The organism is Nitrosovibrio tenuis, from assembly GCF_900109785.1.
GTDB classification, from domain to species: domain Bacteria; phylum Pseudomonadota; class Gammaproteobacteria; order Burkholderiales; family Nitrosomonadaceae; genus Nitrosospira; species Nitrosospira tenuis_A.
Genome location: NZ_FOBH01000004.1, coordinates 81,660 through 97,880, shown reverse-complemented (window position 1 = coordinate 97,880; position 16,221 = coordinate 81,660). Strand labels below are relative to the sequence as shown.

Annotated in this window: 16 protein-coding genes; 10 read left to right on the top strand and 6 right to left on the bottom strand. The window is 54.3% G+C overall.

Annotated features, from left to right (window positions below):
* Positions 1–51 precede the first annotated feature (51 nt).
* From BMX00_RS07100 to BMX00_RS07080, 5 genes are all read left to right on the top strand, one after another.
* Positions 52–693: an MlaC/ttg2D family ABC transporter substrate-binding protein gene (locus tag BMX00_RS07100; protein WP_090828327.1), complete on the top strand. Its 642-nt coding sequence runs from the start codon at positions 52–54 to the stop codon at positions 691–693.
* 52 nt (positions 694–745) lie between these two features.
* Positions 746–1,114 (top strand): STAS domain-containing protein, encoded by a 369-nt coding sequence (locus BMX00_RS07095; RefSeq protein ID WP_245727886.1) that lies wholly within the window; start codon positions 746–748, stop codon positions 1,112–1,114.
* Between the two features lie 87 nt (positions 1,115–1,201).
* A complete protein-coding gene (locus tag BMX00_RS07090) occupies positions 1,202–2,125 on the top strand; it encodes an ABC transporter ATP-binding protein (RefSeq protein ID WP_090828326.1) in 924 nt (307 codons plus the stop codon).
* A gap of 22 nt (positions 2,126–2,147) precedes the next feature.
* Positions 2,148–2,903, top strand: a complete 756-nt coding sequence (locus BMX00_RS07085) for an ABC transporter permease (protein WP_090828325.1) — start codon at positions 2,148–2,150, stop codon at positions 2,901–2,903.
* A 98-nt stretch (positions 2,904–3,001) separates the two neighbouring features.
* Positions 3,002–3,250, top strand: a complete 249-nt coding sequence (locus BMX00_RS07080) for a BolA family protein (protein WP_090828324.1) — start codon at positions 3,002–3,004, stop codon at positions 3,248–3,250.
* A 203-nt stretch (positions 3,251–3,453) separates the two neighbouring features.
* Here the strand turns inward: BMX00_RS07080 and rpoH are convergent, their stop codons facing one another.
* From rpoH to ftsY, 4 genes are all read right to left on the bottom strand, one after another.
* Positions 3,454–4,299 (bottom strand): RNA polymerase sigma factor RpoH, encoded by an 846-nt coding sequence (rpoH, locus tag BMX00_RS07075; RefSeq protein ID WP_090828323.1) that lies wholly within the window; start codon positions 4,297–4,299, stop codon positions 3,454–3,456.
* Positions 4,300–4,390: 91 nt separating this feature from the next.
* The gene (ftsX, locus tag BMX00_RS07070; RefSeq protein WP_090828322.1) at positions 4,391–5,299 is read right to left on the bottom strand and encodes a permease-like cell division protein FtsX; all 909 of its coding nucleotides are present in this window, start codon (positions 5,297–5,299) and stop codon (positions 4,391–4,393) included.
* Entirely contained in the window at positions 5,296–5,949 is a 654-nt protein-coding gene (gene ftsE / locus BMX00_RS07065; RefSeq protein ID WP_090828321.1) for a cell division ATP-binding protein FtsE, read from the bottom strand. The genes ftsX and ftsE overlap by 4 nt, the downstream gene beginning before the upstream one ends.
* A gap of 37 nt (positions 5,950–5,986) precedes the next feature.
* The gene (gene ftsY, locus BMX00_RS07060; RefSeq protein WP_090828320.1) at positions 5,987–6,991 is read right to left on the bottom strand and encodes a signal recognition particle-docking protein FtsY; all 1,005 of its coding nucleotides are present in this window, start codon (positions 6,989–6,991) and stop codon (positions 5,987–5,989) included.
* A gap of 233 nt (positions 6,992–7,224) precedes the next feature.
* Here ftsY and BMX00_RS07055 point away from each other — a divergent pair, with 233 nt between their 5' ends.
* The 5 genes from BMX00_RS07055 to BMX00_RS07035 all read left to right on the top strand — a co-directional run bounded on the left by BMX00_RS07055 (position 7,225) and on the right by BMX00_RS07035 (position 11,411).
* Positions 7,225–8,571, top strand: a complete 1,347-nt coding sequence (locus BMX00_RS07055; protein ID WP_425433877.1) for a M16 family metallopeptidase — start codon at positions 7,225–7,227, stop codon at positions 8,569–8,571.
* 106 nt (positions 8,572–8,677) lie between these two features.
* Positions 8,678–10,006: a M16 family metallopeptidase gene (locus BMX00_RS07050; protein ID WP_245727884.1), complete on the top strand. Its 1,329-nt coding sequence runs from the start codon at positions 8,678–8,680 to the stop codon at positions 10,004–10,006.
* 55 nt (positions 10,007–10,061) lie between these two features.
* Entirely contained in the window at positions 10,062–10,601 is a 540-nt protein-coding gene (gene rsmD / locus BMX00_RS07045; RefSeq protein WP_090828454.1) for a 16S rRNA (guanine(966)-N(2))-methyltransferase RsmD, read from the top strand.
* On the top strand, positions 10,594–11,073 hold the full coding sequence (gene coaD, locus BMX00_RS07040) for a pantetheine-phosphate adenylyltransferase (RefSeq protein WP_090828318.1): 480 nt from the start codon (positions 10,594–10,596) through the stop codon (positions 11,071–11,073). The genes rsmD and coaD overlap by 8 nt, the downstream gene beginning before the upstream one ends.
* 77 nt (positions 11,074–11,150) lie before the next feature.
* Positions 11,151–11,411, top strand: coding sequence for a YfhL family 4Fe-4S dicluster ferredoxin (locus BMX00_RS07035; RefSeq protein WP_090828317.1), 261 nt, complete (start codon positions 11,151–11,153; stop codon positions 11,409–11,411).
* On the opposite strand, the gene BMX00_RS07030 is transcribed toward BMX00_RS07035, so the two are convergent.
* On the bottom strand, positions 11,386–12,138 hold the full coding sequence (locus tag BMX00_RS07030; protein ID WP_090828316.1) for a YggS family pyridoxal phosphate-dependent enzyme: 753 nt from the start codon (positions 12,136–12,138) through the stop codon (positions 11,386–11,388). The genes BMX00_RS07035 and BMX00_RS07030 overlap by 26 nt on opposite strands.
* A 460-nt stretch (positions 12,139–12,598) precedes the next feature.
* Positions 12,599–16,132 carry a DNA polymerase III subunit alpha gene (gene dnaE, locus BMX00_RS07025; protein WP_090828315.1) on the bottom strand — a complete coding sequence of 1,178 codons (3,534 nt, stop codon included), beginning with the start codon at positions 16,130–16,132 and terminating at the stop codon, positions 12,599–12,601.
* Positions 16,133–16,221 lie beyond the last annotated feature (89 nt).

Genomic DNA, 16,221 nt, shown 5'->3' with positions numbered 1-16,221 from the left:
CTCGTTTTTGTTCTCGTTTTATTAATACTGTCAAAATTTAGTGAGGAAATAATGAAAGGATATCTTGGTGTCCCCATAATGCTGGGGTGGTTGCTTGCGTTTCCCGTGTGGTCGATGGAACGTCCCGATACTCTGGTGGACAATACGGCGCAGGAAGTGCTCACCATTATCAGGCAGGATAAAGAATTGCGGGCAGGCAATCATGCCAAACTTCTTGACCTGGTCGAAGGCAAGATACTGCCTCATTTCGATTTTAACCGCATGACACAGCTTGCGATGGGCAAGAACTGGTCCAAAGCCACGCCCGAGCAACGGCAGACCCTGGTCAATGAATTTCGTACCCTGCTGGTCCGCACTTACTCCAACGCCCTGTCCACTTATAGTAACCATACCATCAAGGTCGAGCCGCTCAAGGGAGACCCGGCCTCGGATACTTTGGTCAAAACCAAGGTGATTCAGGATGGCGGCCAGCAGCCGATTCCTATCGATTACAGTATGGAAAAAGCCGGCGATAGCTGGAAGGTATACGATGTGACAGTGGCGGGTGTCAGTTTGGTAACCAACTATCGCAGCACTTTCGACAGCCAGGTACGCGAAGGCGGCGTGGAAAAGCTGATCAAAACATTGTCGGACAAAAATAAATCGCTGATCGCCTCGGATAAGGCATCCGATAAGAAGGCCGCTTCCAAGTAGCCGAAAATTCTGCCGGCCCATGGTCCGAAATAATCCCTGATGCTTAGTTGCCATGGCTGCTGAAATCGCTGAAGTGGTTCTCCGCGAAGGTGGCGAACTGAGCGCAAATACACTAAGCGTCAAGGGGGCGGTAACGATCGTTAATGTCGTTGCAGTAGTCGAGCGCGGTATTGTTTTATTTGATCGCGAAGATATCACCATCGATCTGGCTCAGGTAACGGACGTGGACTCATCGGCCGTCAGCATGTTGCTGACGTGGGAGCGCGAGGCTCGCCGCCGCAACCGTAAAATACGTTTTATGAACGTGCCGCACAAACTTCAAAGTCTGATGCGGCTGTACGGTGTTGCAGAATTAATCGATTGGGGTACGGAAAGCAAGCCTGACCTTGCCTCGGCGTCTAAGGCAGCCTCCGCTAACTGAGGCACAAACGCAGCATGTGCCGTCCAGCCCGATCGTCCAGCGGAATTACTGCCGCACGCGGTCCCCTGAGCCTGAGTACTTTTGCCAATGACTTACGCAATCGAAGTCAAACAGATGCACAAGCGCTTTGGCCGCGTGCAGGCTCTGGCTGGTGTTGATCTTGAAATCGAAACCGGTGAATTCTTTGCCCTGCTTGGTCCTAATGGCGCAGGCAAAACCACGCTGATCAACATCATTGCCGGATTGGTTCGCGCCAGCAGCGGCAGCGCCCGGGTCATGGGGCATGATGTGGTGGCCGACTATCGTGAAGCTCGTCGCGTGCTGGGTGTGGTGCCGCAAGAATTGGTTTTTGACCCGTTCTTTACCGTTCGGGAGACCCTCGTCATTCAGTCGGGATACTATGGGCTCAAGAATAACGGCGCGTGGATAGACGAAATCATCCATCATCTCGATCTTTCCGCAAAAGCTGACGCCAATATGCGCACTTTGTCCGGCGGCATGAAGCGTCGGGTACTGGTGGCTCAGGCGTTGGTCCACAAGCCGCCGGTAATCGTACTGGACGAGCCGACCGCTGGCGTGGACGTCGAACTGCGCCAGGGGCTTTGGCGCTTCATCAAGCAACTGAACCGCAATGGGCATACCATTGTACTCACCACGCATTACCTTGACGAGGCTGAGGCGTTGTGCAGCCGGGTCGCTATGTTGAAGCAGGGTAATATTGTTGCGCTCGACAGCATCCGAAACCTCATCAGGACCATTCCAGGATGCGCCATACGGCTGCGGTTGTCGCCAGACACACTTCCTCCGGCGCTACAGCCGCTGATGATCAGCCACGAGGATGGCTACTACGTTTTGGCGCTCAAGGAATACGCCCAACTTGAAGACGTCATGGCAGCGGTGCGTACAGCAGCATCCACAGTACTTGAAATGCACATAATGCAGCCCGACCTGGAAGAGGTATTTGTAAAAACAATGAGTGAAACCAGAACGACACAAGCCTTATCCATATAATCTGCATCAAAGTTACTGCCATATGACCGGATTTCTTACGCTGCTTTATAAGGAACTGCTGCGGTTCGGGAAAGTCGGGTTCCAGACGATATTCGCACCGATTGTATCCGTCCTCCTTTATCTCATGATTTTTTCCCATGTACTGGAAGATCACGTCCAGCCATATCCCGGTGTAAATTATGCGGTGTTCCTGATTCCCGGCCTGGTGATAATGGCCATGTTGCAAAACGCTTTCGCTAACTCGTCATCCAGCCTGATTCAATCCAAGGTCACAGGCAATCTGGTATTTGTCCTGTTGTCGCCCCTTTCCTATCGGGAAATATTTTTTGCGTATGTTCTGGCCTCCGTAGTACGCGGCATGGCCGTGGGGTTGGGCGTCTATCTCGTGACGCTCTGGTTCTTCGATGTACCCTTATCTTCGTTTGGGTGGGTATTTGTTTTCGCCTTGATGGGCAACGCCCTACTGGGCGCGCTGGGACTTGTCGCCGGCATCTGGGCGGATAAATTCGATCAGCTTGCCGCGTTTCAAAACTTTGTCATACTGCCGCTGACATTTTTATCGGGTGTGTTCTATTCGATCCATTCCTTGCCGGCCTTCTGGCAGGTGCTGTCTCATCTGAACCCGTTTTTCTATATGATCGATGGTTTCAGGTATGGTTTTTTCAATGTTTCTGATATTTCACCCTACGTCAGCCTCGGGATTGTGGCGGGATGCTTCGTGGCAGTATCATGGCTGACACTGCAGATGCTGAAGACGGGTTACAAGATCCGTCACTGATATTTTCTATATTTCGTTGGCAACGAATCAAATGAGTTCGTTGTGAATCGGAAATGGCTTATTGAAGCTCACTTGGTTAAAAGCGAAAGGGACAAAGCATGGTTACAGCAGACAGCATAAAAAATCATATTGAAACGACTTTGCCGTGCGAACTGGTGCATGTGGAAGGGGATGACGGTTTTCACTTCAGCGCCATTATTGTCAGCGCTGAATTTCGCGGAAAAAATATGGTGCAGCAGCATCAAATGGTCTACCGTGCGCTCGGCGACAGGATGAAGCAGGAGATTCACGCCTTGTCCATGAAAACACTGACGCCGGAACAATGGGCGGAGAGCAACCGGAGCTAACGAAAGGCGTAAGAGATTGAGGGGCTTGAGGGGGCGGCTTAAGGACCTCGAGGGGTTTTGGAGGATCTCTATGACCTGCCGCGGGACGCCTCCCGCGGCAGGTCATACAAGGCGCAGTGTATCCAGGAGGGATACAGGAGGAATTAAGGATAACCGCCCTGCCGGGCGGTCCCTGCGTAATAGAGAATTACCGAATTGCAGAATTACGCGGCCGGCACCATAGCCAATCGCATTTTTTGCATCGCCTTGGCCTCAATCTGGCGGATACGCTCGGCGGACACGCCCAGTTCGTCCGCAAGATCGTGCAGCGTTGCGGTATCTTTTTCCCGCAGCCAGCGGGACTCGATGATGTGGCGGCTGCGTTCATCCAGGCTGGCCAGCGCTTGTTCCAATCCCTCTCCGCGCAGGCGCTCGGTTTGCTCAGCCTCCAGTACGCGTGAAGGTTCGGCGCCATCGGTCAGATAAGCGATGGGGCTGAATGACTCGTCATCATCGTCTTCGGACAGTGGTTCGAACGAGATGTCCCGTCCGCCGAGGCGGGTCTCCATTTCCACCACTTCCTCCGCTTTAACCCCCAACTGCCGGGCTACAGCATTAACTTCGTCCGGGTTCATTGTATCGAGAACCGGTTTCATACTGCGCAGGTTAAAGAACAGCTTACGTTGCGCTTTTGTAGTGGCGATTTTTACCAATCGCCAGTTACGCAGAATGAATTCATGGATTTCCGCCTTGATCCAGTGTACCGCAAATGAAACCAGTCTCACCCCCCTTTCGGGGTCAAAGCGCTTGACCGCTTTCATTAGGCCAACGTTACCTTCCTGTATCAGGTCGGCCTGGGGCAGCCCATAGCCTCTATAACCACGGGCAATGGCGATCACAACTCGTAAATGAGACAATACCAGTTGACGGGCAGCCTCGATGTCACCCTCGTCCCGCAGGGCGCGCGCCAGGCGAGTCTCTTCTTCCTGAGAAAGAATGCGAAAGCGATTGGCAGATTGAACGTAGCTTTCGATACTCCCGGCTGAAGGCAGGGCTAAAGCAAAATTCATGTATCCTCCTGGGTCCTGGTCAATTAATCTTTTTCAAATAAGAGCATCGTGCTCCGGGAAAGTTCCCAACGGGGACAGTTAACCTCATGAATTACCGAGGTTCTATTTGCCGAAAATGATTTGAGACCGATATCCACGCACCCGTCCAGCCCAACCACGCCGAAAATAGCAGCAGGCTCAGGCTATCCTCTAAGGATAAATGATAGAGGTGGAAATTGATCTCATAGAGCCGCATCAACTGCTCCAGTTGTTCATCGATCAAATGAATTGCCAGCGAGATAATCAGCCATGCCACGGCACCTCCGACTATCCCCTGAATAGCGCCAAAATATAAAAAAGGCCGACGGATAAAGCGGTTCGTCGCACCAATCAGCTTTGCCACTTCTATTTCGTCCCGCATTGTGAGAATTTGCAGGCGGATAATGTTGAACGCCACCGCCACAACAGAAAAGCTCAACAGGGCTGCCAGCATTAATACCGCCAATCGTCCCAATTTGAGCAGGGCATCGAGGCGTCTGGCCCAGTCTGAGTCAACCTGCACATGCTCTACCTGCGGTAATTTCCCCAGTTCGGCACGCAACCCCTCCAGCGCCTCGGGCGATGGGGTCTTGGCGGTAATTACAAAAGCATCGGGCAGGGGATTTCGTGCAAGTCCATCCAGCACGTCCGCCAATTCGCTTCCCTGCCTGAACTGTTCAATCGCCTGGTCCCGGGAAACGAACCTGAAGCTTGCCACATTCGGATTCTGCTTCAAGCGCGACTCGAGCTCCGCTACCTGATCCTGGTTCGTCTCAAGTTTGAGAAACAGGCTTAATTGCGGCGCGCCGGAAAACCGGCCCGATAAAGCCTGCAGGTTTTCCAGCATCACGTAGATGCCGGCGGGCAGGCTGAAAGCGATTCCAATTACTCCGATGCTGAGCAGACTACCGAAGGGTGCGCCGGCGAGCCGTTTGATCGCCAGGGCGAAGGCATGAAAATGATGCGAAAGCCACGCACTCATGTCGTCAGCTCGCCATGATCAAGCGTGAAAACACGCTGCTGCGTGCTTCCGAGCAGCTCAGCGTCGTGGGTGGCTATGAACACGGTAACACCCACCTGATGAAACGATCTGAACATATCCATGATGTCCCGCGCATAGTCGGCGTCAAGATTGGCCGTCGGCTCATCCGCGATAAGTATGGAAGGACGGTTGACGATCGCGCGGGCGATGCACAGGCGCTGCTGTTCACCTCCTGAAAGCGTGATGGGCCGGGCTTTCTCCTTGCCCAACAATCCCACCTTATCCAGCGCGGCGCGGACGCGTCCGGTCGCTGCCCTGGAACTAAAGCCGCTGATCTGCAAAGGCAGCAATACATTATTGAATACATTGCGGTCAAACAGAATCTTCTGATCCTGGAAGACCAGCCCGAGATTGCGGCGAAGAAAAGGGATGGCGCCGCTCTTGAGCGCACTGACATTCTGGCCATTGATGATGATACTGCCGGAAGTGGGCCGTTCAATCGCTGCAATAAGCCTCAGGAGAGTGGTCTTGCCCGCGCCGGAATGGCCGGTAATCAAAGCCATTTCTCCCGCCTCAAGGGTAAAACCGACATTCTTGAGGGCCTCGAAGCCGTTGGGATACCGCTTATAGACCTGACTGAAGCTAATCATTGACGTTTACTGCTATCGCTGTCCTTGCCGAATTTGCTTAGTCAAACAAAGCCTCGACAAATTCCGACGCGACGAACGGCCTCAAATCATCCATGCCTTCGCCTACTCCTATGAAGCGGATCGGCAAAGGCGATTTTTGTTGGCGTTGCCTGGCGATTGCGGCAATGACCCCGCCTTTGGCCGTACCATCGAGTTTGGTAATGATGAGACCAGTAAGGCCCAGCGCATCGTCGAAGGCGGTCACCTGATTGATTGCATTTTGTCCTGTGTTGGCGTCGAGCACCAGCAGCGTTTCATGAGGCGCACCGGGTTCAGCTTTGGCAATCACGCGCTTTACTTTTTTTATCTCCTCCATCAGATGCAACTGCGTGGCAAGCCGGCCCGCGGTATCCGCCAATACAATATCGGTACCCCGGGCTTTCGCGGCATTGACCGCATCGAATATCACGGCCGCAGGATCGGCTTTTTGCTGCCCGGTGCTCTCCTGAGCGACGACCGCGACCCGGTTGCGCTCGCCCCAGGCCATGAGCTGTTCGCGCGCTGCGGCCCGAAAGGTGTCGCCAGCGGCAAGCAGCACGGTGTTGCCCTGCCGCTGAAAATGATTCGCGAGTTTACCGATAGTGGTAGTTTTTCCCGCCCCATTGACGCCAGCCAGCATGATGACGAAAGGTTTGTGCGTATCCGTGTGGAGGGGCTGCGCCAATGGCTCAAGCAGGGTAATGAGTGCCTCCTGCAGCGCATCCTTGAGTTGCGCAGCGTCGGTAAGATTGTTGCGTTTGACCTTTCGTCGAAGTTCGTCAAGCAGCCAGTTGGTTGCATCCACGCCTGTGTCGGCGGTGAGCAGTATGGTTTCCAGCTCCTCGTAGAGGGTTTCGTCGATCTTGCCTCCGCCAAGCAAACCGGAGATGCGTTTCCCTAAGTTATCCCGGGTCCGGGAAAGGCCCGCCCTCATCCTGGCCGTCCAGTTGGCGGACTCGGGCCCGGACTCGACGGAGACAGAGTTGTTCCCCGAGCTATTTTTGGATTTAAAGAAACCTGGCATTCTGGTAGGCTGTCAACATCAGTAGAAACTCATGCTTAAGTGGAGGGGTCATAATTTTATGCTGCCGATTTTGTTCTGCTAATGTATTCCACCAATTTATTTCGCAATTTTATTCCGCTAATTTTATTCCCCAATTTTATTCCCCCGATTTTATTCCCTTTACCGATTTTTGGTTATTTAAAATGACGCTTTATCGCCGCATTACTCGTTCTTTCGGCCTGAAGGCAGTTGCGATGCTTTTGAGTTCGCTGATTTCATCCAGCGCCTTCGCTACTGTCCACGAATATATGCTTGCCAACGGCCTCAAGCTGATCGTGAAGGAGGATCATCGCTCTCCAGTAGTGATTTCCCAGATTTGGTACAAGGCGGGCAGTACTGATGAATTGAATGGCGCGACAGGAGTGGCCCATGTGCTGGAACACATGATGTTCAAAGGCACGCATAAGGTTCCTGGCGGCGAGTTTTCCAGGCGTATCGCCGCAGCCGGCGGGCGTGAAAATGCATTCACCAGTCGTGACTATACGGCCTATTTTCAGCAGTTGCAAAAAGCCAGACTGCCGCTGGCGATGGAGCTGGAATCAGACCGGATGCGCAACCTGGTACTCACAGAAGCAGAGTTCGCCAAGGAAATCAGGGTGGTAATGGAGGAACGGCGTTTGCGCACAGATGACCAGCCGCGCGCGCTGGTGCATGAAAAAATGATGGCCACATCCTTCCAATCGCATCCATACCGCCGCCCGGTAATAGGCTGGATGAACGATCTGGAGAATATGACTGTCCACGATGCGAAGGAGTGGTACGACCACTGGTATGCGCCCAATAATGCCGTGCTGGTGGTGGTTGGCGATGTCAATCCGAAGGAAGTCTTCGCCTTGGCGCAGAGGTATTATGGCCCGACCAAACCACGGCAGTTACTGCCTCTGGATAAGCGCAAGCCACAAACTGAACCCACGCAAGTGGGTATCAAGCGGCTTGTGGTAAAGGCACCGGCGCAGTTGCCCTATCTTGCGATGGGTTACCATGCGCCAGTGTTGCGCAATCCAGGCACTGATTGGGAACCCTATGCGCTGGAGATCCTGGCCGGCGTGCTGGACGGTAATCAATCCGCGCGCCTGAACAAAGAGTTGGTGCGCGATCAGCGCATCGCGAGCTCGGCAGGCGCCGGCTACGATTCGACAGGTCGGGGTCCCGGCATGTTTTACCTCGACGGTACTCCCAGCGAAGGAAAGACCGTGGCCGACCTGGAAACCGCGCTGCGCGGCGAGGTGGAGAAACTCGTGCGTGACGGTATAACTGAAGAGGAACTCACGCGTGTCAAGGCGCAGGTGGTGGCTGGTCACGTCTTTCAGCTCGATTCGATGTTTTTTCAGGCGATGCAGATCGGTCAGCTTGAAAGCATCGGGTTGTCCCACCGCGACGTCGATATCATATTGAAAAAACTGCAAGCCGTAACTGCCGAGCAAGTGCGTGATGTGGCGAAGAAATATCTGAAGGATGACAGCTTGACGGTTGCGGTGCTCGACCCGCAGCCGCTCGAACAGAAAACCTTTGCGGCGCCTCCCACCGGTTTGCGGCATTGAGAGATCCCCACGCAGCCCGGTTTGAGAATTCGGTTGTCAATTGGCCGGTTGTCAATTGGCCATTGCGATTGAAAATATGGCAATTTAAAAAAGGCGCTTCCTAGAAATGTCCAGAAACTCTTCCACGCATATGATGCGTTTCTTGTTTGTCCTGTTTTTAGGGATTTATTCCCAGCAAACCCTTGCGACGCTCCCGATTCAGCATTGGCAGGCGGCCTCTGGTGCCCAGGTATATTTCGTTCAAAGCCCCGATTTGCCGATCCTGGATGTCAGCGTTGATTTCAGCGCGGGCAGCAGCACCGACACGCCGGATAAATCCGGCCGCGCGGGCCTGGTGCTGCATCTGATGGACCTGGGCGCGGGAGGCCTGTCCGAGGACCAGATCTCAAAAGCGCTGGCCGATGTCGGCGCACAACTCGGCGCTCATTTCGATCAGGATCGCGCAGGTATTACGCTTCGCACGTTAAGCAGCGCGCGCGAGCGCAAGCAGGCACTGGACATATTTTCTCGCGTCATACAGCACCCCGAGTTTCCGGTAAATGTGCTGGAACGGGAGCAGGCAAGGATAATTGCCGGATTGAAGGAAGCCGATACTAAACCGGGTGCTATTGCCGACCGAGCCTTGATGAAAATGCTGTACGGCAGCCATCCTTACGGCCTGCGTGGTTCGGGTGAAATTGATACCGTGAAGGCGTTGCGGTATGAGGATCTGGTAAATTTCTACCGGTCCAACTATACAGCAGCAAATGCCGTGGTCGCCATCATGGGCGACGTGAGCCGCAGTGAAGCGGCGGATATCGCCGAATCGCTAACGAAGGATTTGCCGCAAGGCAAGCCCGCGGATGCCCTGCCGCCGGTGAGCCTGCCTGTCCCGGAAATCAAAAGAATTCCTCATCCGGCTACGCAGAGTCACATATTGCTTGCCTACCCGGGCCTCAAACGCGACGATCCCGATTATTTCCCGCTTCTCGTAGGTAATCACGTACTGGGCAGTGGCGGGTTCACCTCGCGCCTGATGGAAGAAATTCGCCAGAAACGAGGGCTGGCCTACAGCGTTCATAGCCATTTCGTTCCACTCAAGGAAAAGGGCCCATTTGAAATCGGGTTGCAAACGAGGAAGGAACAATCGGAAGACGCGCTCGCGCTGACGAAAAAAGTCCTGGCCGATTTCGTGGCGGCAGGTCCCACTGAAAAGGAGCTCGTCGAGGCCAAGCAAAACATCATTGGCAGCTTCCCGCTGCGTATAGACAGCAACAAGAAAATCTTGGGCTATCTCGCCCTGATCGGTTTTTACCAACTTCCTCTTACCTATCTGGATGACTACATCAAGGCGGTGGATAGGGTCACTGTCGCTCAGATCAGGGATGCTTTCCAGCGACGTATCGATCCGAAGGGAATGGTGACTGTTGTCGTGGGGGTCATGGAAAAAAAATAAAGGAAGAGCGTGGGTATAGCGATAGGTGGGACCTATTCAGAGGTTCCCTAATTCCTTGAAAAACAAAATCCGCATCGTAGGGGGCGAATGGCGTAGCCGCATCATTACACTGTCAGAGGGTACAGATGTGCGTCCAACTCCCGATCGGGTACGCGAAACCGTATTTAATTGGCTGGGACAGGATCTGAGCGGCAAGAATTGCCTGGATTTGTTTGCGGGCAGCGGCGCGATGGGCTTCGAGGCCGCGTCACGTGGCGCAGCGCGGGTTGTGATGGTCGAATCCGATCCTGGAGTGTTGAAATCGCTGCGAGCCAACATTCAAAAGCTGGGCACGGCGCGAATCCAGTTAGTGCCGATGGATGCATTAAAATTCATGGATTCCGACCGGCAACTGTTTGACGTGATTTTCCTTGATCCGCCCTATCGGTTAAAATTACTCCCCAGACTATTGCCCAAGCTTCGTTTACATCTTGCGGACGAAGGACTCGTCTATATGGAAGACGACAATTTTTTCGAGCCTGGCGCGGACTGGTTGGTTTGGCGCAAAGACCGGGCGGGCAGCGTATATTACCAATTGTTAAAAAAGAATGGATAAGGCGATCTATCCGGGCACATTTGACCCCGTCACCCGGGGTCATGAGGATTTGGTTCGGCGCGCCTCTCGGCTATTTGACCACGTGGTGGTGGGGGTGGCGACCAGCAGCGGCAAAAAGCCATTTTTTACTCAGAGCGAACGGGTGAATATGGCGCAGCAAGTGCTGGGGGATTGCCACAATGTCGAGGTGACGGCATTTTCGGGCCTCTTGATGGAGTTCGCGCAGCAGCAAAATGCGCAGGTAATTCTGCGGGGTTTGCGCGCAGTATCCGATTTCGAGTACGAGTTCCAGATGGCAGGGATGAACCGCAGTCTGTACCCTGGCGTTGAAACTGTATTCATGACGCCGTCCGAACAGTACATGTTCATTTCCGCCTCCATTGTGAGGGAAATTGCCCTGCTAGGGGGAAGCGTGGACAAATTCGTGCATCCCCTGGTTGCGGCGCAGCTTCGGACTAAATGGCAGGTATAAGCGGGCAGGTATAACCGGGCGGCTATAACTACGCAAGTATAACCGGTCAGCTATAGCTCGAATTTGTTGAGGTTGATATGGCGTTGATGATTACGGATGAATGTATCAATTGTGACGTATGCGAGTCGGAATGCCCCAACGCGGCTATTTCGCAAGGGGAGGAAATCTTTGTTATCGACTCGGCCCTATGCACGGAGTGCATAGGACATCACGAAACCTCGCAGTGTGTGGAAGTATGTCCGGTGGATTGCATCGTTCTCAATCCGGACATTGTCGAAACCAGGGAGCAATTGTACGAAAAATATCTCACCCTTACCGGGCAGGCTCTGCATTCTTAGCAGCTAGGGCAGCCAGTTCCTCGGGTATGGGATAGCGTCGCGGCCCAAAAATCGCAGTGCCGACGCGTACCATGGTTGCGCCTTCTTCGATGGCAACATCGAGATCCTCTGACATACCCATCGAAATTGTATCGACCTCATAGTCCGCCTGTCTTAACTGATCATAAGCTTCCCTAACCATGCGAAACTGGCTGCGTTGCAGGGCGGTTGCTTTGGTAAGCTCGGGAATAGCCATTACACCCCGCAGCTTCAGGCGGGGCAGCGTGACAACGTGTGCAGCCAGATCGGCGATCTCCTCGGGCGCTACCCCGCTCTTGCTATCTTCTCCGCTCACGTTGACTTGCAGGCACACCTGAAGGGGGGGCAGCGAGTCGGGCCTGTCCTTCGACAAGCGGTCGGCAATTTTTTTGCGATCGATGCTGTGCACCCAGGCGAAATTTTCCGCGATACGCCTCGTTTTATTGCTCTGTATCGGACCTATAAAATGCCACTCGATGGGCAAATCGGCTAGCGCCTCGATCTTGACCAGAGCCTCCTGGAGGTAATTTTCTCCGAAAATGGTCTGTCCGGCTGCGAAGGCTTCGCGTAGAGCTTCGGGAGGGTTGGTTTTACTTGCGGCGAGAAGCGTGATGGCTTCCGGCTGCCGGCCTGTTCTTTTTGCGACCGCCTCGATGCGGGCCTTTACCTTTTCCAAACCCGAGGCGATGCTTGTCGTATTGGGTTCCATTTTTTTCCTTTTAACCTAAATCCTGCAGTTGGGCGGGGTGGAGTGTGCGGTTTTTGGGATACAGTGCAAGACGCAACGACGCGGAATCGCCATTCCATTCCAATGGAGTTGCAACGCAGCCATCTGCCGCAAAAAACTTACAATCCGCCCTGTAGCGGACTCACTAAAAAGGTGAGGGCTAAGTGTCGTAAAAAGTTTTTGAGAGTCATAGTCTTAAACAAAAAATGAGCGGTCAACTGCCGGATTTGGGTTTAAATTGACCGTCAACCTCTCGGTGCGATCTGCTATATTGCTATAAAAATAATGAGCGTATAAGCATAGTAGGGCGGCTCACCTTTACGGTCAAGAACAAGTGCGCGCCAGCCATGTGCAGTCCATCGATCATTCGCAGTCGGACAAACGGTGGACGATTCCTGTCAATGCCATACTTCATTGCCTGATTTTGAGAGCAGGAATCATATCAGTAAATTACTTTGATATTCTCTGCCTCGAAATGTGCTGTCAGCAATTGCATCAGGTTCTCCTGCAGGCTCACGCGCCATGCTTCACCCAGTTCGATTTTGCAAACGGCGCTTTGGTTTCGATAAATCACCCGTACCGGGCACAAGCCATTATTGCCGGGGTATTTGTTTCCATTGGAATTGCTGGCGCTGTTATGGCTGCGATAAGGCCCCAGCAACTCCTTCAACCTCGCTGCGTTCGCCATCCCATTGCAATGAATTTCCATGCATTTCGCAAAATGTGAGCGCGCGCTGTCCAGTGTGTACAGTTGTTCGGCGGAGATGCGCATGGCTCCGCCATATTCATCGTCGCCCATTCTGGTATTTACCCTGACCTCGGCTATGAGCAACTGGTCTTCTTTCAGCCATCCGCGGGCGGACTCGAATAATTCGCTGTACACAACCATTTCAATGCGCGCGCTGCCATCGTCCAGCACCACCACTCCCATCCTGCCACGGCGGGTTATCTGAGTGCGTATCGCGTAGATAATGCCCGCCACAACCTGGGTTTCGCGCTGGGAATTCAACCGGTTCAACCCGGTGCGTACGAACTGCCTGACATCTTCCGCATAAGCATGGAATGGATGCCCGCTCAAGTAGAACCCAAGCGCCATCTTTTCATTTTTCAGCTTTTCCTTCTCGGGCCATGGCGAAACATTAATCAAACTCGATTGTTCCATGCACGTATCGGCTTCGCCGAACAAACTCACCTGGTTGGCCGCGCGGCCGGCCTGCTCAGCCGATTCCAGCGCAATGCCTACCGATGCCAGCAGCGCTGCCCGATGGCTGTTGAGGGAGTCAAACGCACCGGCGCGTATGAGCGACTCCATAACGCGGCGGTTGACGATGCGCTTATCCACGCGGTGGCAAAAATCGAATAAATCAGTAAAGGGCCCGTCCTGGTTCCGAGCCTTGATAATCGCTGAAATCGCCGATTCTCCCGTTCCCTTAACCGCTCCGAGGCCATACCGTACGGTTTTTTTATCTACCGGGACAAAACGGTAACCGGACAGGTTGATGTCGGGCGGCAGCATGACGAGCCCATGGGCGACGCTGTCTTCAAAAAAGGCGTGTACCTTATCCGTGTCGTCCATATCCGCGGATAGGGTGGCGGCCATGAATTCAGCCGGATAGTGCGCTTTCAGATATGCGGTCTGGAAGGCGATCAGCGCGTAGGCGGCTGCGTGCGACTTGTTGAATCCATAGCCGGCAAATTTTTCCATCAAATCGAAGAGCTCAGCGGCATCATGCTCAGTCAGGCCATTCTTGACCGCTCCCGATACAAAAATATCGCGGTGCAGAGCCATTTCTTCGGGCTTTTTCTTACCCATCGCGCGCCGCAGAAGGTCCGCATTCCCAAGGCTGTATCCTCCTATCACCTGGGCGATCTGCATGACCTGCTCCTGGTAAACCATGATGCCATAGGTAGGCTCGAGTATGGGCCGCAGCCGGGCGTCAAGATATTCAACTGCCCGCTTGCCGTGCTTGCGCTCGATGAACTCGGGGATCAGGGACATCGGTCCAGGACGGTATAACGCCACGAGTGCGATGATGTCCTCGAAACGGTCGGGCTTCGCCTTTTGCAACAGGTCTTTCATTCCGCGCGATTCAAACTGGAAAATTCCGACAGCGTTGCCCTGCCGTAGCAATGCATAGGTCGCCGGGTCCTCCAGCGGGAGGTTGTCGAGAGCGAAGGGTTCCGAAGGAGGTTCGGAGGGCTCCGCTTGCTGTATTCCCGATTCGACGGTTCTTCCCCCTTGGCGGATATACCTGACCGTCCAGTCGAGTATGGTCAAAGTCCGCAAGCCAAGAAAGTCGAACTTCACCAGCCCGATTTTCTCCACATCATCCTTATCGAGTTGGCTTATTACGGAATCGCCAGAATCCGTGCAGTAAACCGGGCAAAAGTCGGTAATTTTTCCCGATGCGATCAGCACGCCGCCGGCATGCATGCCGACGTTGCGCGTGAGGCCCTCGAGGCGCTCGGCCAATTCCAGCAGATTGCGCACCTCTTCTTCCTCCTGGGCACGCTGGTTCAGTTGCGGTTCCTCTTCGCGTGCTTTTTTCAGGGTCATGCCGAGCTCGAACGGCACCAGCTTTGCCAGTTGGTCAACGAAGTTGTACGGCAGATCCAGCACGCGGCCCACGTCGCGCACCACCGCCTTGGCCGCCATGGTGCCGAAGGTGGCGATCTGGGAAACACTTTCGGCGCCGTACTTCTGTTTCACGTATTCGATGACGTGTTCGCGTCCATCCTGGCAAAAGTCGATATCGAAGTCGGGCATGGAGACGCGTTCCGGATTGAGAAAACGCTCAAACAGCAGGTCGTAGCGCAGCGGGTCGAGATCGGTAATGCCCAGCGAATAAGCGACCAGCGATCCGGCGCCAGAGCCTCGGCCCGGCCCCACCGGCACGTCGTTGCTCTTGGCCCAGTTGATAAAATCGGCAACGATCAGGAAATAACCGGCAAACCCCATCTGCACGATGATGTCGGCCTCGAAATCCAGCCTCGTGCGATATTTCGGCATCTCCGCTTCACGCCGGACCGAATCGGGGAAAAGTGTTTTCATGCGCGCACCCAGACCGGTAACCGCCTGCTCGCGCAGATACAGCTCCAGGCTTTCATTATGGGGAGTGGGAAACAGCGGAAGCCGGTTAACGCCCAATTCCAGTGTCAGGTTGCAGCGCTTGGCCAGTTCCACGGTGTTCGCAAGGGCGGACGGTACATCGGCGAACAATGCCGCCATTTCAGCCTGGGTTTTGCAATATTGCTCCTCGGTGCAGTGCCTCGGGCGGCGGCGATCGCCCAGGACATAGCCTTCCGCAATGCACACTCGCGCTTCGTGCGCCCGATAGTCTTCTGGATTCAAAAACTGTATGGGTTGCGTCGCCACCACCGGCAGCCGCAAAACGGATGCCAGCGCCAGCGAGCGCTGCACCAGTATCTCTGCATTCGCATGCCCGGCGCGCTGCACTTCGATATAAAAGCGGCCGGGAAATAGACTCATCCACTCTCGGGTCAGTGCTTCAGCCTCCGCCGGGCCGTTCTGCATCAGCGTCTGGCCGATATCGCCCAGATTCCCGCCTGACAATGCGATCAATCCTTCTGTTCCGTTCTCCCCTGGCCCGAACCAGGATTTTCTGATCTCGGCACGCCCTCTATACTGGTTTTCACGATAGGCGCGCGACAGCAGGCGGCACAACAGCAGATAGCCGGCATTGGACTGGCAAAGCAGGAGGATGCGTGAGGGCTTGTCGCGGTCGTCCTCGTTAGTGATCCAGGCATCGCAGCCGATGATCGGCTTGATCCCGTGATCGCGGGCTGTCTGGTAAAACTTGACCAGGCCGAACACGTTTGAAAGATCGGTCAAAGCCAGTGCCGGCATGCCGTCCGCCACGGCTTTCGCTACCGCCTCGTCGATACGCACGATTCCGTCTACGATGGAATACTCACTGTGCAAGCGTAAATGGACAAAAGTGGATGACTGGGGCATGGCAATGCAAGGCCGGGCTGGGTGATTACGGAGAGTTTATACCTGGTGGCCAGGCTTATGAGGAAACGACCCGGTTTCTATCCGGCATC